The organism is Streptomyces sp. NPDC001492, assembly GCF_053597275.1.
Genome location: NZ_JBSFHW010000022.1, coordinates 45,455 through 66,446, shown reverse-complemented (window position 1 = coordinate 66,446; position 20,992 = coordinate 45,455). Strand labels below are relative to the sequence as shown.

The following is a 20,992-nucleotide window of genomic DNA, read 5'->3' as shown; positions in this document are numbered from 1 at the left end:
GTCACGGCCTCCTCATCAGCAGGTCCCGCAGTTCGCGCGTATGCCGGCGGCTGACCTGGAGTTCCTCGGCGCCGACCAGGACGCTCACGGTGCCCGCGTCCAGGCGCAGTTCGCCGACGTGGCGCAGGGCGACCAGATGACGGCGGTGGATGCGGACGAAGCCCCGGGAGCGCCAGCGTTCCTCCAGGGTGGACAGCGGGATCCGTACGAGGTGGCTGCCCTTGTCGGTGTGCAGACGGGCGTAGTCGCCCTGGGCCTCGACGTGGGTGATGTCGTCGACGGCGACGAAGCGGGTCACACCGCCGAGTTCGACCGGAATCTGGTCGGGGTCGGGCTCGTGCACGGGGATGCGCGGGGCGGTGCCGGTGAGTTCGGCGGCCCGGCGGATCGCCTCCGCGAGGCGTTCCTTGCGGACGGGCTTGAGGACGTAGTCGACGGCCTTGAGGTCGAAGGCCTGTACGGCGAAGTCCTCGTGGGCGGTGACGAACACGACCAGCGGTGGGTTGGCGAAGCCGGTCAGCAGCCGGGCCAGGTCGAGTCCGTCGAGGCCGGGCATGTGGATGTCGAGGAAGACGACGTCGATGGCCTCGGGACCGCCCGGGCCGGACTGGAGCGCCCGGTTGATGCGGCGCAGCGCCTCGGTCGCGTCGCCTGCGCCCTCCGCGCTGCCGATGCGCGGGTCCGCGTTCAGCAGATACAGCAGTTCCTCCAGCGAGGGGCGTTCGTCGTCGACGGCGAGGGCGCGCAGCATGAACCCGGAGTGTAGGTGGAATCCGCACGGGTGGACATGTGCCGTGGTGTGGACGTCCGTGCTGGATACAGTGCCGACATGAACAGCAGGCCGGCCCCCTTCGACGAGCTCGACCGGAAGATCATCACCGCGTTGATGGCGAACGCCAGGACCAGCTTCGCCGAGATCGGTGCGGCCGTCGGGCTGTCGTCCACGGCGGTCAAGCGCCGGGTGGACCGGCTGCGCGAGACGGGCGTGATCACCGGGTTCACGGCCACCGTGCAGCCGGCGGCGCTGGGCTGGCGGACGGAGGCGTACGTCGAGGTGTACTGCGAGGGCGCGGCCCCGCCGCGGCGGCTCGCGGAGGTGGTCCGCAACCATCCGGAGATCACGGCGGCGATGACGGTGACCGGCGGCGCGGACGCGCTGCTGCACGTACGGGCGCGGGACGTGGACCACTTCGAGGAGGTCCTGGAGCGGATCCGCATCGAGCCCTTCATCCGCAAGACGATCAGTGTGATGGTGCTGTCCCATCTGCTCCCCGAGAGCCCGGAGGCGGGCGCCACCCACCCGGCTCCCGAATAAACGTCCGAGAACGCAGCAGCGCTGCGCAGAACCGGCCGAAGACGCAGCATTCCTGCGCGGACACGCAATTCTCATTCCTTGTCGCCCGACTCCGTCACTTCCTACCTTGGTGTCAACCCACCCTCGACACCGCAGGAAGCGGAGGAACCCCTCTGTGTCCGAATCCCGTGTGCCGCGCCGGCGGCGCTTCCTCGTCTGCGAACCCAGACACTTCGCCGTGCAGTACGCGATCAATCCCTGGATGCACCCCGACGTCCGCGTCGACGTGGACCTGGCCCAGGAGCAGTGGCAGGCGCTGATCGGTGCCTACCGGGCCCATGGCCACACCGTCGACACCCTGGAGCCGGCGCCCGGTCTCCCGGACATGGTCTTCGCCGCGAACTCGGCCGTCGTCGTCGACGGCCGCGTCTTCGGCTCCCTCTTCCACGCGCCCGAGCGGCGCCCGGAGTCCACGCACTACGACACCTGGTTCAAGGCGGCCGGCTTCGACGTCCACCGTCCCGAGGCCGTCTGCGAGGGCGAGGGCGACCTGGTCTGGACGGGCCGCTACGTCCTGGCCGGCACCGGGTTCCGTACGACCCGCGAGGCGCACCGCGAGGTCCAGGAGTTCTTCGGCCACCCGGTGATCAGCCTGACGCTGGTGGATCCGCGCTTCTACCACCTGGACACCGCGCTGTTCGTCCTGGACGACGACAACATCTCCTACTACCCGGAGGCGTTCTCCCCGGGCAGCCGCGAGGTGCTCGCCCGGCTGTACCCGGACGCGGTGCTCGCCACCCTCGACGACGCGCTGGCCTTCGGCCTCAACTCCGTCTCCGACGGCCGCAACGTCTTCATCGCGCCCCAGGCCGAGTCCCTCGCCACCGCGCTCGCCGACCGCGGCTATGCCCCCGTGCCCGTCGACCTGTCCGAGTTCCGCAAGGCGGGCGGCGGCATCAAGTGCTGCACTCAGGAGATCCGTTCATGACCGCTCCCGCGACCACGCGTTCGTCCGCCGAGCTGATCCGCGCCGAGGAACCGGTCCTGGCGCACAACTACCACCCGCTGCCCGTGGTCGTCGCCCGTGCCGAGGGCACCTGGGTGGAGGACGTCGAGGGCCGCCGCTACCTCGACATGCTGGCCGGCTACTCGGCCCTCAACTTCGGCCACCGCCACCCGGCGCTGACCGAGGCGGCCCACCGGCAGCTGGACCGCCTCACCCTCACCTCGCGCGCCTTCCACAACGACAGGCTCGCCGAGTTCGCCGAGCGGCTGGCCGAGCTGACCGGACTGGACATGGTCCTGCCGATGAACACGGGCGCCGAGGCGGTCGAGTCCGGTATCAAGGTGGCCCGCAAGTGGGCGTACGAGGTCAAGGGCGTCCCCGCCGACCAGGCGACGATCGTGGTCGCCGCGGAGAACTTCCACGGCCGTACGACGACCATCGTCAGCTTCTCCACGGACGAGACGGCCCGGGCGGGCTTCGGCCCCTTCACGCCGGGTTTCCGGATCGTGCCGTACAACGACCTGGCGGCGCTGGAGGCGGCGGTCGACGAGACCACGGCCGCGGTGCTGATCGAGCCCATCCAGGGCGAGGCGGGTGTCGTCATCCCGGATGACGGCTACCTGGCCGGGGTGCGTGAGCTGACCCGGCGCAAGGGCTGTCTGTTCATCGCGGACGAGATCCAGTCGGGGCTCGGCCGTACCGGCCGCACCCTCGCCGTCGAGCACGAGGGCGTCGTCCCGGACGTCCTGCTGCTGGGCAAGGCGCTGGGCGGCGGCATCGTCCCGGTCTCGGCGGTGGTCGGGCGCCGGGACGTGCTCGGCGTACTGCGTCCGGGCGAGCACGGCTCGACGTTCGGCGGCAACCCGCTGGCCGCCGCGGTCGGCACGGCCGTCGTGGAGCTGCTGGAGACGGGCGAGTACCAGCGCCGGGCCGCCGAGCTGGGCGTGGTCCTGCGCGGTGGTCTGGCCGCCCTGCTCGGCAAGGGCGTCGCCGGCTTCCGCGCCCGCGGCCTGTGGGCGGGCGTCGACGTCGACCCGGCCATCGGCACCGGCCGCGAGATCAGCGAACGCCTCCAGCGCGAGGGCGTCCTGGTCAAGGACACCCACGGCTCCACCATCCGGCTGGCGCCGCCTCTGACGATCACCGGAGAGGAACTGGAGTCCGCGCTCGGGGCACTGGAGAAGGTCCTGGGTTCGTGACCGGGGCGGGGGGCGCTCGGACCCCGCCCCCCGCTTTTCTCTGCGTCCTCACCGGTTGCCCGGAGGGTGAAGATGGGGACAAGAGGTGGTAGACCACTCTCAGCGACAGAGAGGTCGGCCGTGGGCACTGACGAGGAACAGGACCTTGCCCGGCAGCGGTTCGACGTGGCCGATGCCGCGCCTCTGCTGCTCGACGCCCAGGGCGTGGTGACCAGCTGGACCCGGGACGCCCGGCGGCTGCTGGACTACACCGCCAACGAGGTGGTCGGCACCCCGGTGACCGGCCTGCTGGCCACGGAGGATGCCGCACGGGTGCCCGAGGTGGCCGAGCGGTGCCGCCGGGACGGCGGCTGGGCGGGGCTGCTGACCGCCCGGCACAAGGACGGGCACCAGGTCCGGGTGATGGTCCGGATCACTCCGGCGGTGGGGCCGGGCGGCGGGGCGCACTGGCTGGTGCTGCTCTCCGACATGGCCGGGGCACGCGGCTGGGACATGAGCCGTGCGGTGCTGGAGCAGATGGTGACCGGCTCCCCCGTCGGCATAGCGGTCGTGGACGCGGATCTGCGGTGCGTCTGGTCGAACGCGGCCCTGGAGCGGTTCGGCGGCGGCTCCCCCGGGGAGCGGCTGGGCCGCCGGCTGGCGGAGATCCAGCCGGGCCTCGACTCCGAGGGCATCGAGGCACAGATGCGGCGCGTGCTGGAGACCGGCCGGCCGGTGGTCGGGTACGAGCATCTCGGCCATGTGCGCTCCGCACCGCTGCGGGAGACGGCGCACATGATGTCGTTCACCCGTCTCGAGGACGACCACGGCCACCCGATGGGCGTCTACTACACGGTCGTCGACATCACCGAGCGGCACCGCGCCCGGCAGCGGCTGTCCCTGCTCGACCGGGCCGGCGAGCAGATCGGCCGCAGCCTGGACATCGTGCGGACCGCTCAGGAGCTGGCCGACGTGGCCGTGCCGGGCTGCGCCGACTTCGTCTGCGTCGACCTGCTGGAGTGGGTGCTGCGGGGCGCTGAGCCGCCGACCGGACCGCTCAGCCCCACGGAGGCGGTGCCACTGCGGCGCGCCGGACACCAGTCGGTGAACCCGGGGGTCCCCGAGGCCGTCGTCGGGATCGGCGCGGTGGCCACCTATCTGCGCGGATCGCCCCCGATCCGCTGCCTGGCCACCGGCCTGTCCTGGCGCGAGGAGCGGCTCGACCCGCTGGCCAAGGAGTGGGCCACCGACCTGCCCGGCGACCGGACGGCCACGTTCCTGGAGCTGGGGCTGCACACCGTGATGGTCGTGCCGATCCGCGCGCGGGGCGTCACCCTGGGCGTCACCACGTTCTTCCGGCGCAGGCGTCAGGAGCCCTTCGACGAGGACGACCTCAGCCTGGCCGAGGACCTGGTCTCCCGGGCGGCGGTCTGTGTGGACAACGCCCGCCGCTACGCCCGCGAACGCAATGCGGCACTGGTGCTGCAGCGCAGCCTGCTCCCCCGCCGGCTGCCCGATCAGGACGCGGTGGAGGTGGCCGCCTGCTACCGGCCGGCCGACGAGCTGACCGGCCTGGGCGGCGACTGGTACGACCTCATCCCGCTGTCCGGCGCCCGCGTGGCGCTCGTCGTGGGCGAGGTACCGGGGCACGGGATCGACGCGGCCGCGGCCATGGGGCGCCTGCGGACCGCCGTACGCACCCTGGCGGCGCTGGATCTGCCGCCCGAGGAGGTGCTCGCGCACCTCGACGACCTGGTCGCGCAGACCGGCCGCGAGGAGGGCGGCGACCCGGACGCTCCGGAGGACGTCGACGTGCAGGTCGCAGGGTCCGGCTGTGTCTACGTCATCTACGACCCTGTCGACGGGCAGTGCACGATGGCCGCGGCCGGCCACCCCGCGCCCGCCGTCGTCCTGCCCGACGGCACCGTCAGCTTCGTGGACCTGCCGCAGGGGCCGCCGCTCGGCGTCGGCGGGCGGCCCTTCGAGGCGGTGGAGCTGGTGCTCGCCGAGGGCAGCACGCTCGCCCTGCACACCGACGGGCTGCTGGCCCGCGAGGACGACGACCGGCCCGTCGACGCGGACCGCGAGCGGCTGCGCCGGGCCCTGGAACGGATGGCGACCTCGCTCGACCTGCGCTGCCGGGCCGTGGTCGACGCGCTGATGCCGGACCGTCCGGACGACGACGTGGCCCTGCTGATGGCCCACACCAGGCTCCTGGGCGCCGACCAGGTCGCCGACTGGGACCTGCCCGCCGACCCGGCCGTCGTCGCCGACGCCCGCAAGGATGCCGCCCGGCAGCTGGCCGAGTGGGGCCTGGAGGAACTGGCCTTCACCACGGAACTCGTGGTCAGCGAGCTGGTCACCAACGCCATCCGGCACGCCGAAGGCCCCATCCGGCTCCGCCTGATCAGGGAACGCGCCCTGATCTGCGAGGTCTCCGACGGCGGCGCCACCGCGCCGCACATGCGCCATCCGCGTACCACCGACGAGGGCGGCCGCGGGCTGCTGCTGGTCTCGCAGTTCACCCAGCGGTGGGGCACCCGCTTCGTCCCCGAGGGGAAGGTCATCTGGGCCGAGCAGTCCCTGACCGATCCCCCGGCCTGACACACCAATACCGTGCATACGCCGCATCACGTGGGAAAATTACGTGAACCGGGCGGTGAGGCGGCAGCCATGAACGATGGGGAGATCGACTACGCGGCAGTGTTCCAGTGCCTGCCGGGGATGGTGGCGCTGCTGACGCCCGAGCTGGTGTTCGCGGACGCCAACGAGGAGTTCCTGCGGTTGGCCGGGCGCACCCGCGAGCAGGTCGTCGGCCGCTATCTTTTCGACGTCTTCCCCGACAACCCGAACGACCCCACGGCTTCCGGCATGCGCAATCTGGCGGCATCGCTGCAGCGGGTGCTGCAGACCGGCGAGCGCGACGCGATGGCCCTGCAGCGCTACGACGTCGAGAGCCCCGACCGGCCCGGCGAGTGGGAGGAGCGCTACTGGAGCCCGGTCAACGCCCCGGTGCTCGGCCCGGACGGCAAGGTGGTGCTGCTGGTGCACCGCGTCGAGGAGGTCACCGAGCTGATCAAGGCCAGGGGCGGTCCGCGGAGCAGCCGGGCCCGGGTGCTGGAGGCCGAGCTGTACACCCGCGCCCGCGAACTGCAGGATCTCAACGAACGGCTCCGGCAGGCCCACGCCCGCGAACGCGAGGTGGCCATCGCACTGCAGGAGGCGATGCTGCCCGCCCGCCGGCAGGCCCGCTACCAGCACGCCGCCGTGCGCTACCGGCCCGCCGTCGGATCGCTGAACGTCTGCGGGGACTGGTACGACCTGGTCGACCTGGTGGGCGGGCGCCGCATCGGCGTGGCGGTGGGCGACGTGGTCGGGCACGGCCTCGCGGCTGCCGGAGTCATGGGCCAGCTGCGCAGCGCGCTGAGCGCCGCCTCCCGCGTCGCCGAGGGCCCGGCCGAGGCGCTGAACGTCCTGGGCCGGTATGCGAACGTGGTCGACGGCGCCGAATCCGCCACCGCCGTCACGACGTTCATCGACTTCGACGAGCACACCATCACCTACAGCAGCGCCGGGCACCCGCCGCCCGTCCTCGTCCACGGCGACGGCCGTGTCGAGTTCCTCGACCAGGCCACCGACCCGCCGCTCGACGCCCGCCCCGACCCGATGCCGAGACCCCAGGCCTGCACGCGGTACGCCGAGGGCGCCACTCTCGTCCTCTACACCGACGGCCTGATCGAACGCAGACGCGAGGACATCGACACCGGCCTGGCCCGCCTCGCCGACGCGCTCGCCCGCCACCGCCACCGAGGACCCCGAACAGCTGGCCGACGCGGTCCTGCTGGAGCTGCTGCCGCCGGGGGGTGCGACCGATGACACCGCCCTGGTCATCGTGCGGTTGTGAGGGGAGGCAGACGGGGCGGCGCGCCGCAAGAGCCGGGCGTCCGCCAGCAGTTGAGCGCGATCACGCCATGATGTGTCATCAGGTTGCTGTCTACCAGTCGGTAACTGGAGGCTGGTGCGGCAGTTGTCCCCACGCGCGCGACGCGGCGTCCGCCGTGTTCCGGCGAACTGCGCCTGCACATAGACTGGCGATCCCACGACACGCCGGTTGACCTGCTGGAACGCGGCGGCCCAGGCGATCCGCCGGAGTGAGGAGCGACCCTTTGTTCTACTACGTGCTCAAATACGTGTTGTTGGGACCTCTGCTGAGACTGGTCTTCCGGCCTCGCATCGAAGGCCTCGAACACGTACCGGCCGAAGGCCCGGCGATCGTCGCCGGCAACCATCTGTCCTTCTCGGACCACTTCCTGATGCCGGCGATCCTCAAGCGCCGCATCACCTTCCTCGCGAAGAAGGAGTACTTCACAGGTCCCGGCATCAAGGGTCGCCTCACCGCGACGTTCTTCCGCAGCGCCGGGCAGATCCCGGTCGACCGCACCGGCAAGGAAGCGGGCCAGGCCGCCATCCGCGAGGGCCTCGGCGTACTGAGCAAGAACGAGCTGCTCGGCATCTACCCCGAGGGGACCCGCTCGCACGACGGCCGCCTGTACAAGGGCAAGGTCGGGGTGGCGGTGATGGCGCTGCGCGCCCAGGTGCCCGTCATCCCGTGCGCGATGATCGGCACCTTCGAGGCGCAGCCGCCCGGCAAGGTCATCCCGAACATCCACCCCGTCGTCATCCGCTTCGGCAAGCCCCTCGACTTCTCCCGCTATGCCGGCATGGAGAACGAGAAGGCCATCCTGCGCGCCATCACGGACGAGATCATGTACGCGATCCTGTCGCTGTCCGAGCAGGAGTACGTCGACGAGTACGCGGCCGTCGTCAAGGCGCAGCAGGCGGAGGCGGCCGGCGCCGCGGAGAAGGAGCGCCGCTTCCCGCGGATGCCGCTGGGATAGGGCGGAGCGAGCGCGAGGAAGGGGCGGCCGGAGTGTTCCGGGCCGCCCCTCGCTTCGTACTGGTAAGGCTGCCGGTTACGGCTTGGGCGTGGCGTGCGGGGTGCAGGTCACGTCCGCGGCGTCCAGCTTGCCGCTCAGGAGGTAGTCGTCCACCCTCTGATTGATGCACGGGTTGACCAGGCCGGTCACACCGTGCGAGCCCGCGTCCTTCTCGGTGATCAGGCGGGAGCCCTTGAAGCGGTGGTGCAGTTCGACGGCGCCGTCGTACGGGGTGGCGGCGTCATGCGTGGACTGCACGATCATGACCTGCGGCAGGCCCTTGTGGGTCTTGACGTTCACCGGGGTCTGCTGCTTGACCGGCCAGGTGGCGCACGGCAGGTTCATCCAGGCGTTGGCCCAGGTCATGAACGGGTAGTTCTTGTTGAGCTCGGTGTTGTCCTTGTCCCACTTCTTCCAGCTGGTGGGCCACTTGGCGTCGGTGCACTCGACGGCCGTGTAGACGGCGTTGCCGTTCTCCGCGGTGATGTTGCCCGCGGTGTCGGACATGTCGGGGGCGGCCGCGTCGACCAGCGCCTGGGTGTCGCCGGCGAAGTACTTGCTGAACGCCGTGGCGACCGGGACCCACGAGGAGTCGTAGTACGGGGCGCTCTGGAAGAAGGAGATCAGCTCGGCCGGGCCGACGACCCCGCCGAGCGGGCTCTTCTTGGCGGTGGCGCGCAGTTCGAGCCACTTCGCCTGGACCGCGTCGCGCGTGGTGCCGAGGTGGAAGGCGGCGTCGTTGGCGGCGACCCAGTCCTCCCAGTCCTTCCAGCGGCCCTCGAAGGCGACGTCCTGGTCCAGGTTGGCCTGGTACCAGATCTTCTCCCGCGCCGGGTCGACGACGCTGTCCACGATCATGCGGCGCAGGTGGCCCGGGAACATGGTGCCGTAGACGGCGCCGATGTAGGTGCCGTAGGAGACGCCCAGGTAGTTGAGCTTCTTCTCGCCGAGCGCGGCACGGATCACGTCCAGGTCGCGCACCGTGTTGGGCGTGGTCATCTGCGAGAGCATCGCCTTGCCGGTGCGCTCGGCGCAGCCCTTGGCGTACTCGGCGGCCAGCTTGCGCTGGGCCTGCTTGTCGGCCTCGGAGTCCGGCACCGGGTCGGCCTTGGGCGCCTTCACGAACTCCTGCGGGTCGATGCAGGAGATCGGCGCGGAGTGGCCGACACCGCGCGGGTCGAAGCCCACGAAGTCGTACGCCTTGGCCACGTTGGCCCACACCGGGTTCTTGGTCGTGACCCGGCGCGGGAAGCGCATGCCGGAGCCGCCGGGGCCACCCGGGTTGTAGACGAGGGCGCCCTGGCGCTCCTCCTTCGTCCCCGTGTTGCCGATGCGGTCGACGGCCAGCTTGATCTGCTTGCCGTACGGATGCGCGTAGTCGACCGGGACGCTGACGTACCCGCACTGGATGGGCTTCTCAAAACCCCAGTCGGCGGGGCAGTCCTGCCAGTCGATCCCGGCCTTCGCCGCCCGCTCGGCCGCGATGGCGGCACCGCGGGCCTCGCGGTCCTTGGCGGGCCGCGCGCCGGCGGTCGCGCTGGCACTCGGCGCCGCGACGGCGCCGGCTATGAGCGTCGCCGCGGCGAGCACTCCGGCCGAGCCGAGCGCCGCGGACCGCTTATTTCGCCTCATATCCCTCAAGTGGGACCTCCCCCAACGTCATTGCGATTGTCAGAGGGATCCTTTCGGCTGTGAACATGCCGAGAACAGGGGTTGTTGACCTTCTTTACCAATCCGATAAACGGTGACGCCTGTCCCGCTCAGCGGAACCTCACGCCACGGCGGCCAGCGCCTCGTCCAGCACCCGCCGCAGCCGCAGGGCATCGGCCGCCACGGCGCCGACGAGCACGGCGGGTCCGGCGAGCGGCATCACCACGGCACCCTCCCCCAGCACCCGGGCCGCCGGGGGCTCGGCCGCGAACTCGGGCCGTACCACGACCAGTTGTCCCACGGCCCGGTGTCCGCCCAGCACGGCCGGGCCGTCCCACCCGCCCGGCGCTCCGGGCCCGCAGGCCAGCTCCTGGTCGAGGATCACCCGCCCCTCGACGCACACCGTAAGACGACTGCTCAGCCGCCCGGGTTGCTCGCCGACCCGCCCGAGCACCTGTTCCTCGCGCAGCACGAGCCGGGCGGCACCGCCGAGCTCGACCCGCGTCCTGACATGCAGGTCACTTCCGTGCGCGGAGATCAGTTGCTCGGGCAGCCACTCCAGTTCGCCGCCGTCGGCGACGTCGAGCCGCACGTCGTAGCGCGCCTCGCCCTTGGCCTGCCCGGGCAGCGCGATCGTGGCGGCGGCCGACCCCACCCGCAGCCGTGCCCCGCTTCCCACCTCGGCCTCGACGGCGAACTCGTCCCCGCCGAGCGGCCCGCTCATCGCCCCGACGAGCATGACCCGCGCCTCGGCACCGCTGCCCCGCGTCCGCCGCAGCGCGAGCGGCCCCTCCCCCTGAAGCACGGGCAGGGCCGTACCGCCTCTCCCGTCGTCCCGGGCGACGATCCGAGCGGTGGCCCGCACCCCGCTCACGGTCACGCCGTCCACGCGGCGAGCTGCGCCCGCACCCACCCGGCGACGTCCGTCACCCCGGCCTCGCTCCTGAGCGACTGGAAGACGACGGGCAGTTCGGCCCGCTGTGCCTTGGCGTCGGCGGCCATCCGCTGGAGATCGGAGCCGACGTACGGCGCGAGGTCGGTCTTGTTGACGACCAGCAGATCGGCCGTGGTCACCCCCGGCCCGCCCTTCCGCGGAATGTCGTCGCCACCAGCCACATCAATGACAAAGATCTGGGCGTCGACGAGCCCCTTGGAGAAGGTCGCGGTGAGATTGTCCCCACCGGACTCGACCAGGATCAGATCCAGCGGCCCGACCTCGTCCTCCAGGTCCTCCACCGCCTCCAGGTTGGCGGAGATGTCGTCCCGGATCGCGGTGTGCGGACAGGCCCCCGTCTCCACGGCGGTGATCCGCTCGGGCGGCAGCACGGCTTCCCGAAGCAGAAACTCGGCGTCCTCGCGGGTGTAGATGTCATTGGTGACGACGGCAAGCGAGAGCTCGTCCCGCAGAGCCCGGCACAGCGCAGCAACAGTGGCTGTCTTCCCGGACCCGACGGGCCCTCCGAGCCCGATTCGCAGGGCCCGCCGCGAACCGTCCCGGCGGTGTGCGTCGGCGCTGACGGCGCCGGGACCGTCGTGATTGTGTTCCAGATGCATGGCTACGGCTCCTATTTCAGCCCGTCCGGCGCCACTTCAGCCCGTCCGGCGTTTGAGGACGAGGCCGTTCAGGCCGAAAGGGGGGTCTGGGGGCAAAGCCCCCAGGGTCGGGAATGGGAAGGGGCGGCGGGGGCGCGGCATCCATCAGCGGCTCCGCCGCGGGCCCTACGAGGCGAACAGCCGCACACCCCAGGCGGCATGCACCTCCGCAGAGATCTCCAGCAACGGCGCGGAAGCCGCAGGCAACGCATCGACCCCGTCGTCGACAACCGCCCGCGCCGCCTCCACCGCCCGATCCGCGACACGATCGACCTCCGGCGCCAGCCGAGCCAGCACCCCCGTCGCATCGAACGGATCAAGACTCAACAGCCGCACCGTCGCACTGGCCGGACCGCTGACACTCTCGTACGCCGCGCAGTAGGCCGCGTCCACGGCCTCCAAGCCCGCCGCCCGAGCGGCCACCCCGAGCACCACCGGCTGATGCGCCCCCTTGGGGAACTCCCGCGCCAGTGCGTCGAGTTCACCCGAGGGCCAGGCGGCGCGGGCGGCCCGCATCAACTGCCGCCCCAGCTTCCGCCCGGCAACCCGCAACGCGGGCGACGGCGTCCGCGCATCCGTGGCCGCGTCCAACGCCACAGGATCCACGCCGAGTACTGCGGCGGCCGCCAGCGAGGCCGCGACCAGCCCCGCCGTGTGCAACCGCCCCCGGCAGAAGGACTCCAGGCTCGCGGCCCCACTGATCCGCCCGGCCTTCACGGCCGCCTCGGCCCCGCCGGAGTGCGCATGCCCTCCGGCGGGAAAGCGCCCGTCGGCCAGAACGAGAAGAGCTGCCCTGGACATCAGAAGAGGAAGTACCGCTGGGCCATGGGCAGTTCGGCGGCCGGCGTCGCCTCGACGAGCTCTCCGTCGATGTGCACGGCGAAGCTGTCGGGATCGACCTGCACCCGGGGCCGGGCGTCGTTCTCCCGCATGTCGGCCTTGGTCACCCCACGCGTCGAGTCGATCGCGACGAACCGCTTCCCGAGCGACAGCCGCTCCGGCAGCCCGTCCTCGATGGCGAGCGGCGCCACGAAGTTGAAGGAGTTCGAGGCGGGCGCCCGCCCGATGGCCCCGTACATCGGCCGCGGCAGGATCGGCTGCGGGGTCGGGATGGACGCGTTGGCGTCGCCCATCTGCGCGTAGGCGATCTGCCCGCCCTTGATGACCAGCTGCGGCTTGACCCCGAAGAACGCGGGCTCCCACAGCACGAGGTCGGCCAGCTTGCCGGTCTCCACCGACCCGACCTCCCGGGCAAGACCCTGCGCGAGCGCCGGATTGATCGTGTACTTGGCCACGTACCGCCGCACCCGCCGGTTGTCCGCGCGTCCGTCGCCCGGCAGCGCTCCCCGCCGCCGCTTCATCACGTGCGCCGTCTGCCAGGTCCGCATGACGACCTCGCCGACGCGTCCCATGGCCTGGGCGTCGGAGGAGATGATCGAGATGGCACCGAGGTCGTGCAGGATGTCCTCCGCGCCGATGGTGGACGGCCGGATCCGCGACTCGGCGAACGCCAGGTCCTCCGGCACCGCCGGGTTGAGGTGGTGGCACACCATCAGCATGTCGAGGTGTTCCTCGGCGGTGTTCACGGTGAACGGCCGCGTCGGGTTGGTCGAACTCGGCAGCACATGCGGCTCGGAGACGACGGTCATGATGTCCGGCGCGTGCCCGCCGCCCGCGCCCTCGGTGTGGTAGGCGTGGATACCGCGCCCGCGGATCGCGGCGAGGGTGTCGCCCACGAACCCGGCCTCGTTCAACGTGTCCGTGTGGATGGCGACCTGGATGCCCGTCTGGTCCGCCACGGTCAGCGAGGCGTCGATGACGGCGGGCGTCGAGCCCCAGTCCTCGTGCAGTTTGAGGCCCAGTGCGCCGCCGCGGATCTGCGACAGCATCGCCTCGTGCGAGACGGTGTTGCCCTTGCCGAGGAAGCCGATGTTGAGCGGGTACTGCTCCATCGCCTCCAGCATCCGGGCGAGATGCCAGGGGCCGGGCGTGACCGTGGTGGCCTTGGAGCCCTCGGCCGGTCCGGTGCCGCCGCCGACCAGCGTGGTGATGCCGGCCGACAGCGCCTCGTCGGCGATCTGCGGACAGATGAAGTGGACGTGCGCGTCGATGGCGCCGGCGGTCAGGATCCGCCCGTTGCCCGCGATGACCTCGGTCTCGGGGCCGATGACCAGGTCGGGATGGACGCCGTCCATGGTGTCGGGGTTGCCGGCCTTGCCTATCCCGGTGATCCGGCCGTCGCGGATGCCGACGTCGGCCTTGACGATCCCCCAGTGATCGATGATCACGGCACCCGTGATGACGGTGTCCGGGGTGCCCTCCGCACGCGTGGCACGGGACTGGCCCATGGACTCACGGATGACCTTGCCGCCGCCGAACACGGCCTCGTCACCGGCGAGTCCGGGTCCGCCGGAACGATCCTCCTCGATCTCGACGATCAGATCGGTGTCGGCGAGGCGGATGCGGTCACCGGTGGTGGGGCCGAACAGGTCGGCGTAGGCGGCACGCGAGATCTCAGGCATCGAGGGCACCTCCGGTCTCCCCGCGCAGCCCGGGCACCACACGGGCGCCGGCCAACGGGACGAGTTCGACGTCCACGGGGATCCCGGGCTCGAAGCGCACGGCCGTACCCGCGGCGATGTTGAGCCGCTTGCCGCGGGCGGCGGCGCGGTCGAAGTCCAGGCCGGGGTTGGCCTCGGCGAAGTGGTAGTGGGAGCCGACCTGGACGGGCCGGTCGGCGGCGTTGAGGACGGTCAGCAGGGTGACCTCGCGGCCCTCGTTGTACACAACGGGCTCGTCCGCGAACAGGATCTCGCCGGGAATCATCGAGGCCCCCTAGACGATCGGGTCGTGGACGGTGACCAGCTTGGTGCCGTCCGGGAAGGTCGCCTCGACCTGGACGTCGTGGATCATCTCGGGGATGCCCTCCATGACGTCGTCCCGGGTGAGGAGCTTACGCCCGGAGGCCATGAGGTCGGCGACGGTGCGGCCGTCACGGGCACCTTCGAGGATGTGCGACGTGATGAGGGCGACCGCCTCGGGGTGGTTGAGCCTCAGCCCACGGGCCCGGCGCTTCTCGGCGACGTCGGCCGCCACATGGATGAGCAGCCTCTCTTGCTCGTGCGGGGTCAGTTGCACGTCCCACCTCACAGTCCTCACCCGGACCGTGCGGGGTCCGGTTGCCGCGGCCACGGGGCAAAGTCCCTGGTGGCGTGGATCGGCAGGCTAGTTGGACCGAGTTTCAAGCAAGTTAACCGAGCTGTGATCCTGCACGCTCATCAACGCCCGTAGACCATCGCGCAGGACGTCGCTGGAAGCGGGCCCGAACAAGGCCTGCTGGGCGAGGAAGCCCATGGCGGCCGCCATCATCGTGCGGGCCACGTCGTCCGGGGTCACGTCCGACCGCATCATCCCGGCCTCCTGGTACGCCTCCGCGATCCGCCCCCAGGTCTCCCGCACCGCGCCATAGCCCTCGCGCAGCAGGGCCGCGAGCTCCTCGTTGCGGAGGGTCTCCGCCCACACCTGGATGACCAGCCCCGGAAAGGCGGGCCGCCCGTCCACGGTCAGCGACTCCTTGGCCGCGAGCACGCGGCCGAGCACCGAAGACACCAAGAGGTCCGGAAGCGGGGGCGGGCTGGTGCGGGCCTCCTCCTCGAAGGCCTGGTGGACCTGGCCGAGCACTTCCGTGACGATCGCGGCGATCAGCTCCTCCTTGCCGCTGAAGTAGCGGTAGACGGCACCCGCGGACAGGTCGACCTCCTTCAGGACGTCCTGCATGGAGGTGGCGTGGAAGCCGTTGCGTGCGAAGCACAGTGCGGCGCCGTCGAGGATCTGCCGGCGGCGGGCGTCGAGGTGTTCCTGGGATACGCGGGCCATGCCCCCAAAGTAAAACGAACGTTCCTTCTTGACAAGCACTCCCGGACGGCAGGACGGTGGTGGCACACCTAAAACGAACGATCCTTCTTTTTAACTCCGTCTGGAGAGGAAGCCATGTCCGCCACGTCCGCCACCCCCGCAAGGACACAGACCCGCCGCCTGATCGCGGTCGTCGTCCTCGTTCCGCTGCTCGCCGCCCTGGCGCTGTGGGCCTTCGCCTGGCCCGCCGCCCGCACCGCTCCCCGCGACCTGCCGCTCGGCGTGGCCGGCCCCACGGCCGCGACGGCCCAGGTGGAGAAGCAGCTGGAGCAGGAGAAGGGCGCCTTCGAGATCCACCGCTACGCCGACGAGGCCGCCGCCCGGGACGCCATCGAGGACCGGACCGTATACGGCGCGGTCGTCGTGACACCCCAGGGCCCCGAACTGCTCACCGCGTCGGCCGCGGGTCCGGCGGTCGCACAGCTGCTGCAGCAGGCGGCGGGCCGCCAGGCAGCCGCGCAGGGCACACAGATCCGTACGGTCGACGTCGTGGCCGCGCCGGAGAACGACCCACGCGGCGCCGCCTTCAGCGCCGGCGTGCTGCCGCTGGCCCTGGCCGGGATCGCAGCCGGCTCGGTGGTGACCATGGCGGGACTGCGGGGTCCGCGCGCCGTGACCGCGCTGATCGGGGCCGCCGTACTGGTCGGCGCGGCGGCGGCCGGCATCGCACACAGCTGGCTGGGGGTGCTCGGCGGCGACTGGTGGGCCGAGGCCGGCGTACTGGGGCTGGCGACTCTGGCCGTGAGCGCCGCGGTCGCCGGACTCGGCGCCCTGTTCGGCCGGGCCGGCATCGCTGTCGCCGCGGGCACCGTGATGCTCCTCGGCAACCCCTTCTCCGGCGCGCCCTCGGCCCCGCAGATGCTGCCCGAGCCGGTCGGCACGATCGGCCAGTGGCTGCCGCCGGGCGCGGGGACGACCCTGCTCCGCTCGGTGTCGTTCTTCGACGGCGCCGCGGCGACCCGCCCCGCTCTGACCCTCACCTGGTGGGCCCTGGTGGGCCTGGGCGCCGTGCTGCTCGGCCATGCGCTCAAGACGCGGTCCAAGGCCGCCGAGCCCGCCGCCGAGCGGAACCTCGCCCCTGTCGGCTGACCCTTTGCACCGGACCTACCGTGCACCCCGCCGTAGCGGACGAGGGTGCACGGTCTTCGCGTTTCCTACGAGGCGCCGGTGCCGCGGTGGTGCGCCGCGATGCCGAAGCGCTGTTGTTCGCGGGGAGCGGACGCCACCTCGCGGACGGTGGAGACCGAGCTGATCACCTGCTCATCGGCGGGCTCCGGGAGTTCCTGCAGTTCCTCCAGCCGTTCCAGGTCAGCGGCGGAGACCAGGGCGACGAGGGGCTTTCCGTGCCGTGTCACGACGACGCGCTCGCCCCCGTACACCACCCGGTTGATCAGATCGGCGAGCTCAGCCCTGGCTTGCGTCACCGGAATCTCGTAGGCCATACCCCCATCATAACGTCATGTACGTCCTGTACATTTTTTACAGACGCAGAAGGAGGGGTACCGATGACCCGACCGTCCGCCCGTTACGTCCTGCCCGAGTTCACCGAGCGCACCAGCTCCGGCACCAAGACGATGGATCCGTACTCCAAGCTCCTGGAGGAGCGGATCGTCTTTCTCGGGACGCCGATCGACGACACCTCGGCGAACGATGTGATGGCCCAGTTCATGCATCTCGAGTACCAGAACCCGGACCAGGACATCTCGCTCTACATCAACTCCCCGGGCGGCTCGTTCACCGCCATGTCGGCGATCTACGACACGATGCAGTACGTCGGCTGCGACGTGGAGACGATCTGTCTCGGGCAGGCCGGCTCGTCCGCCGCGGTGCTGCTGGGGGCGGGCACGCCGGGCAAGCGGTTCGCGCTGCCGGGGGCACGCGTGGTGATCCATCAGCCGCTCCTGGCCGAGCCCATCGAGGGACAGACCAGCGATCTGGCCATCCAGGCCGAGGAGTTGGGCCGGATGCGGGCCCGGCTGGAGGAGATGCTCGTACGGCACACGGGACGCAGCCCGGAGCAGGTCGCCGCGGACATCGAGCGGGACAAGATCCTGAACGCCCAGGAAGCCGTGGAATACGGCCTGGTGGACCGGATCATCCCCAGCCGCAAGGCCACCCTCGCCCCGCCCACCGGGCGGTGAGCGGCCGGTGCTCCCACCCGAACTCCCGCCGCTGCCCGCCCTCACGCGCGCCGAGGGCGAGTTGATCGACCGTTACCTCGACGTGGTCGACCTGCTCGGCCGCATCAACCCCGCGCAGCACGGCGACACGTATCGCGGGCTGCGGGCCGCGCAGGCGCTGGTGAGCAAGGCGGCCCAGCTGCGCGACGCCCTGGCTCTGATGCACCAGCGGGGCGAGACCGAACTGCACGCCCCGACGCTGGGGCGCGCCCTGCGGGTGCTCGACGGGGAGCGGCGGACCGCCCGGGTCACGGTGCCGCCACCGCCCCACAGTTGACGCACGTGACCGGTCTGGACCTTCCACCCCTCGGCGAAGCGTCCGGACCGGAGTTCAAACGGACCAAACGAGGTACCCCCATTCGGCGTAGTCGCGGCTCCTTTTTCGCGACCGTCAGGGTTGCGCAACGCGCCTGCCGCAAGGCCGGAATGTGATGCTCCGGTGCTGGTCCGGGCCTCCTCGGGGGTCTCAACGCCCCCTCGAACGCAGGGGTGTCCACCCGAACGGGTGAGTGGTGAGTAACGACACAAACCCCCGGTTCCATTGGGATTTTCGGACTTGTATGGGTGAAGATCCCTGTCTGACGACAAGCCCCCGCCGCAGCGGCGGGGCGATCCGGGCGGACGCCGAGTCCTGCCGCCGCCCGGATGACCGGTCGACAGGAGTGGATCGGCAGGAGTGGAGGACCCAAGCAAGACGGGTCGCCGGAACGGTCACGCCATGACCGGGTCGAGCAGCCCTTGGGGTGAAGCCGCGTCAGCGGCCGGGCAACTTCGCCAGCCCGAATCCGACAGGTCATCCTTCACAGGCGGCTGACGAAGGGTTGCGCATGACTGCGCTCAATCGTGTCCCGTCGCTGATGGTCCGGGCCGGTACGGCCTCGGCCCTCACCATCGCCGCAGTGGGCGGCTCCATCGTGGTCCCGGGCGTCGCCTCCGACGCCTCGGCAGCCACCATGGCGACGAAGGCACTCCAGATCGCGGCTTCCAAAAAGGGTTCCCCGTACAAGTGGGGCGCCAGCGGACCGCGCCGGTTCGACTGCTCAGGGCTCACGCTGTACTCGTTCAAGAAGGCGGGCAAGAAGCTGCCCCGTACAGCGGCCCAGCAGTACAACAAGACCCAGCACATCTCCGCGAAGAGCCGGAAGGCCGGAGACCTTGTGTTCTTCCACTCGGGCTCCAACGTCTACCACGTGGGCATCTACGCCGGGAAGGGGAAGATCTGGCACGCCCCGAAGACCGGGGACGTCGTGAAGCTGCAGAAGATCTGGACCTCCAGGGTCTGGTACGGCCGGGTCAGCTGACTCTCCCGCGGGGGCGACGGCAACCTGACGAGCCGTCGCCCCCGCGGGGCATGACGTGACATCAGAGGGCCGGCAGCGCTTCGAGGAGAAGCACCGCCCCCAGGGCCGCCGGCGCGACGTCAAGGTGATGCGGTCATCCGAAGGCATCGACCCAGACGACGACCTCTTCGAGCCCCAGTACGTCAGCATCGAGTACGACGACGAGGCCTTCTACGACGCGATGAACAACAGTGACGACGGGCCCGAGGAAGACGACGAATGACCCCGGACCGCCCTCGGTCCCCCGTGCCGTAGCCAGGCCATGCCCAACAACGGCGTTACGCCGATGCGGCGCCGGACGCGTCCACAGGAGGCGGCAGGGTGCGCAGGCGCTCGCGGAGATCGGCCACATACTCGGCGGGGCGGGCGGCGAGCAGGCCCTCCAGCCGCTGCAGCCGGGTGCGGGCGGTGGCGCGCAGGCGGCTCGGCGGCACCCGGTCGATGACGTCCAGGGCGCGCTGAGCGGCGTCGGACGGCTGGTCGGAGGCCTCACCCTGGGCAAGAACGAGGGTGGCGGCGGCCCATCCGGGGCTGCCGGTGGTGCAGGCGGCCGCGGAGGCCTCGGCGCGGGCGCGGGCCTGCTCGGTGCGGCCCAGCGTGAGGTGCGCTTCGGCCTGGTGCAGGGCGAGTTCGGGTTCGTCGAAGCCGAAACGCCCGGGTGCTTGGCCTGCCGGGTCGGCTTCGAGTTCGGTCAAGGCCACGTCGAGGGCGGCGGCCGCCTCCTGGTCGCGGCCCTGCTGAGCGAGGGTCGGCAGCAGCGCCCAGGCGTGGAGCTGGGCACGGATCAGACCGGCGGGGCCTGCTGCCGCGCCGCGCTCGGCGTACGCGTACGCGGCGGTCAGGGACCCGTGTACCGAGCCGCGCTGGTGAGGGCCAGTTCGAGCTTGTGCCATCCCTTGTCGAGGATGGCCCGGTTCAAGCCGCGTTTCTGGGCCACGCGTCGGCCTGGCTCGGCGATCGTGCCGGACGCCGACTTCGACATGGCGCGCGTCTTGAGGTCTTCCAGGACCACCAGCGCGTTGCGAGACGTGAAGCGATTCGCCAGGTGGGCGCAGAAGTCCGCCCGCCGGTCGATGGCTCGCCCCATGATCCGGTTCATCGCCGCGACCGTCTTACGCCGGTTCGCGCTCCCCTTCTTCTGGCGCGCGAGCCGCTGCTGAAGCCTGCGGTAGCGGGTCTTCTCGCCCGCAGTGATGAACGGCCGGTCATGGAAGTGACCAGCGCTGGTCGTCACCGCGACCCTCACGCCGCGTCTATGCCGACCGCAGTATCCGGCATCGCATGTGCAGCGGGCGCGGCCTGCTCGTCGTCCACGAGGAACGATACGAACCAGTGCGCGCCCTTGCGGCTTACAGTTGCCGACCGCACGGCCCCGCCGAGCTGACGAGACCAGCGGAAGCGCACCCATCCCAGCTTCGGCAACTTGACGCGGCCCCATTTGCGGCTGAGGCGTTCAACTTGGATCTGCTTGGCATCCGGGAACCGGAACGAGGGCGACCAGAGCGCCTTCGAACGCCAGCGGACCTTGAACGTGCCATGCCTTCGGCATGCTCGATCCACGTCCCTCAAGGCCTGCTGCAAGATGTGCGAGGGCGCAGCCTTCAACCAGTCATGCTCGCGTTTGGCGTCGGCCAACTCCGCGCATTGCGGCGCGAAGTTCATCCATCCGCCCCGATGCCGGTACTGACGCCGCTGATCAAGACCGGTGTTCCACACCGCCCGACAGATGTTGCCGAACTCCTCGCACAAAGCACCCTGATCTTCAGTGAGCGAAAGCCGGTACCTGCGGCCAGAGAGCACGGGAACACCCCCCTCGACGAAATTCACCATGGTGCGGGCCACTGACACCACAGCACACTCGGTCGCTACGCGATTCCGGCCCGCTGATGCGCTAGCCCC

The 20,992-nt window shown here is 71.0% G+C and carries 23 protein-coding genes, 1 pseudogene and 1 riboswitch; of the genes and pseudogenes, 11 read left to right on the top strand and 13 right to left on the bottom strand.

The annotated features are described in order from the left end of the window. Position 1: 1 nt before the first annotated feature. Positions 2–751, bottom strand: coding sequence for a LytR/AlgR family response regulator transcription factor (locus ACWC1K_RS26780; protein ID WP_450834907.1), 750 nt, complete (start codon positions 749–751; stop codon positions 2–4). Between the two features lie 78 nt (positions 752–829). On the opposite strand from ACWC1K_RS26780, the gene ACWC1K_RS26775 reads away from it, so the two are divergent. From ACWC1K_RS26775 to ACWC1K_RS26750, 6 genes and pseudogenes are all read left to right on the top strand, one after another. After that, a complete protein-coding gene (locus ACWC1K_RS26775) occupies positions 830–1,315 on the top strand; it encodes an Lrp/AsnC family transcriptional regulator (RefSeq protein ID WP_450834906.1) in 486 nt (161 codons plus the stop codon). A gap of 154 nt (positions 1,316–1,469) precedes the next feature. Then, on the top strand, positions 1,470–2,282 hold the full coding sequence (gene ddaH, locus ACWC1K_RS26770) for a dimethylargininase (protein WP_450834905.1): 813 nt from the start codon (positions 1,470–1,472) through the stop codon (positions 2,280–2,282). Further along, positions 2,279–3,499, top strand: coding sequence for an ornithine--oxo-acid transaminase (gene rocD, locus ACWC1K_RS26765; protein WP_450834903.1), 1,221 nt, complete (start codon positions 2,279–2,281; stop codon positions 3,497–3,499). The genes ddaH and rocD overlap by 4 nt, the downstream gene beginning before the upstream one ends. Before the next feature lie 120 nt (positions 3,500–3,619). Further along, on the top strand, positions 3,620–6,082 hold the full coding sequence (locus ACWC1K_RS26760) for a SpoIIE family protein phosphatase (protein ID WP_450834902.1): 2,463 nt from the start codon (positions 3,620–3,622) through the stop codon (positions 6,080–6,082). Positions 6,083–6,151: 69 nt separating this feature from the next. Further along, a pseudogene (locus ACWC1K_RS26755) lies at positions 6,152–7,382 on the top strand (PP2C family protein-serine/threonine phosphatase). A gap of 262 nt (positions 7,383–7,644) precedes the next feature. Further along, positions 7,645–8,376 carry a lysophospholipid acyltransferase family protein gene (locus ACWC1K_RS26750; protein WP_450834901.1) on the top strand — a complete coding sequence of 244 codons (732 nt, stop codon included), beginning with the start codon at positions 7,645–7,647 and terminating at the stop codon, positions 8,374–8,376. A 75-nt stretch (positions 8,377–8,451) separates the two neighbouring features. Here ACWC1K_RS26750 and ACWC1K_RS26745 read toward each other — a convergent pair whose 3' ends face one another. The 8 genes from ACWC1K_RS26745 to ACWC1K_RS26710 form a co-directional block, all read right to left on the bottom strand. Beyond that, positions 8,452–10,047, bottom strand: a complete 1,596-nt coding sequence (locus tag ACWC1K_RS26745) for an alpha/beta hydrolase (RefSeq protein WP_450835028.1) — start codon at positions 10,045–10,047, stop codon at positions 8,452–8,454. A gap of 139 nt (positions 10,048–10,186) precedes the next feature. Beyond that, complete coding sequence (locus tag ACWC1K_RS26740; protein ID WP_450834899.1) at positions 10,187–10,954, bottom strand: urease accessory protein UreD; 768 nt, start codon at positions 10,952–10,954, stop codon at positions 10,187–10,189. Further along, positions 10,942–11,619 (bottom strand): urease accessory protein UreG, encoded by a 678-nt coding sequence (gene ureG, locus ACWC1K_RS26735; protein ID WP_450834897.1) that lies wholly within the window; start codon positions 11,617–11,619, stop codon positions 10,942–10,944. Before ureG ends, ACWC1K_RS26740 begins: the two co-directional genes overlap by 13 nt. Before the next feature lie 165 nt (positions 11,620–11,784). Next, positions 11,785–12,459 (bottom strand): urease accessory protein UreF, encoded by a 675-nt coding sequence (locus ACWC1K_RS26730; protein WP_450834895.1) that lies wholly within the window; start codon positions 12,457–12,459, stop codon positions 11,785–11,787. Beyond that, on the bottom strand, positions 12,459–14,180 hold the full coding sequence (locus ACWC1K_RS26725) for an urease subunit alpha (protein ID WP_450834893.1): 1,722 nt from the start codon (positions 14,178–14,180) through the stop codon (positions 12,459–12,461). Before ACWC1K_RS26725 ends, ACWC1K_RS26730 begins: the two co-directional genes overlap by 1 nt. Then, positions 14,173–14,484, bottom strand: a complete 312-nt coding sequence (locus ACWC1K_RS26720; protein WP_450834891.1) for an urease subunit beta — start codon at positions 14,482–14,484, stop codon at positions 14,173–14,175. Before ACWC1K_RS26720 ends, ACWC1K_RS26725 begins: the two co-directional genes overlap by 8 nt. Before the next feature lie 9 nt (positions 14,485–14,493). After that, positions 14,494–14,796, bottom strand: coding sequence for an urease subunit gamma (locus tag ACWC1K_RS26715; protein WP_351479390.1), 303 nt, complete (start codon positions 14,794–14,796; stop codon positions 14,494–14,496). Positions 14,797–14,883: 87 nt separating this feature from the next. Next, a complete protein-coding gene (locus tag ACWC1K_RS26710) occupies positions 14,884–15,534 on the bottom strand; it encodes a TetR/AcrR family transcriptional regulator (RefSeq protein ID WP_450834889.1) in 651 nt (216 codons plus the stop codon). Positions 15,535–15,648: 114 nt separating this feature from the next. Between ACWC1K_RS26710 and ACWC1K_RS26705 the strand changes: the two genes are divergently transcribed. After that, positions 15,649–16,662, top strand: a complete 1,014-nt coding sequence (locus ACWC1K_RS26705; RefSeq protein WP_450834887.1) for an ABC transporter permease — start codon at positions 15,649–15,651, stop codon at positions 16,660–16,662. Positions 16,663–16,727: 65 nt separating this feature from the next. On the opposite strand, the gene ACWC1K_RS26700 is transcribed toward ACWC1K_RS26705, so the two are convergent. Then, positions 16,728–17,015, bottom strand: a complete 288-nt coding sequence (locus ACWC1K_RS26700) for a type II toxin-antitoxin system Phd/YefM family antitoxin (RefSeq protein WP_450834886.1) — start codon at positions 17,013–17,015, stop codon at positions 16,728–16,730. Between the two features lie 63 nt (positions 17,016–17,078). Here ACWC1K_RS26700 and ACWC1K_RS26695 point away from each other — a divergent pair, with 63 nt between their 5' ends. The 4 genes from ACWC1K_RS26695 (at position 17,079) to ACWC1K_RS26680 (ending at position 19,316) form a co-directional block, all read left to right on the top strand. Further along, positions 17,079–17,714, top strand: a complete 636-nt coding sequence (locus ACWC1K_RS26695; protein WP_450834884.1) for an ATP-dependent Clp protease proteolytic subunit — start codon at positions 17,079–17,081, stop codon at positions 17,712–17,714. Positions 17,715–17,721: 7 nt separating this feature from the next. Continuing rightward, a complete protein-coding gene (locus ACWC1K_RS26690) occupies positions 17,722–18,030 on the top strand; it encodes a hypothetical protein (protein WP_450834883.1) in 309 nt (102 codons plus the stop codon). Positions 18,031–18,443: 413 nt separating this feature from the next. Continuing rightward, positions 18,444–18,577: riboswitch (cyclic di-AMP (ydaO/yuaA leader) on the top strand. A 3-nt stretch (positions 18,578–18,580) separates the two neighbouring features. Then, positions 18,581–19,054, top strand: a complete 474-nt coding sequence (locus ACWC1K_RS26685) for a C40 family peptidase (protein ID WP_450834881.1) — start codon at positions 18,581–18,583, stop codon at positions 19,052–19,054. 55 nt (positions 19,055–19,109) lie between these two features. Further along, positions 19,110–19,316, top strand: a complete 207-nt coding sequence (locus ACWC1K_RS26680; protein ID WP_450834879.1) for a hypothetical protein — start codon at positions 19,110–19,112, stop codon at positions 19,314–19,316. Between the two features lie 55 nt (positions 19,317–19,371). Here ACWC1K_RS26680 and ACWC1K_RS26675 read toward each other — a convergent pair whose 3' ends face one another. The 3 genes from ACWC1K_RS26675 to ACWC1K_RS26665 are packed head-to-tail and all read right to left on the bottom strand — an operon-like array spanning position 19,372 to position 20,935. After that, positions 19,372–19,986 (bottom strand): hypothetical protein, encoded by a 615-nt coding sequence (locus tag ACWC1K_RS26675; protein WP_450834877.1) that lies wholly within the window; start codon positions 19,984–19,986, stop codon positions 19,372–19,374. Further along, complete coding sequence (locus ACWC1K_RS26670) at positions 19,932–20,339, bottom strand: transposase (RefSeq protein ID WP_450834875.1); 408 nt, start codon at positions 20,337–20,339, stop codon at positions 19,932–19,934. Before ACWC1K_RS26670 ends, ACWC1K_RS26675 begins: the two co-directional genes overlap by 55 nt. After that, positions 20,336–20,935, bottom strand: coding sequence for an RNA-guided endonuclease InsQ/TnpB family protein (locus ACWC1K_RS26665; protein WP_450834873.1), 600 nt, complete (start codon positions 20,933–20,935; stop codon positions 20,336–20,338). The genes ACWC1K_RS26670 and ACWC1K_RS26665 overlap by 4 nt, the downstream gene beginning before the upstream one ends. Positions 20,936–20,992 lie beyond the last annotated feature (57 nt).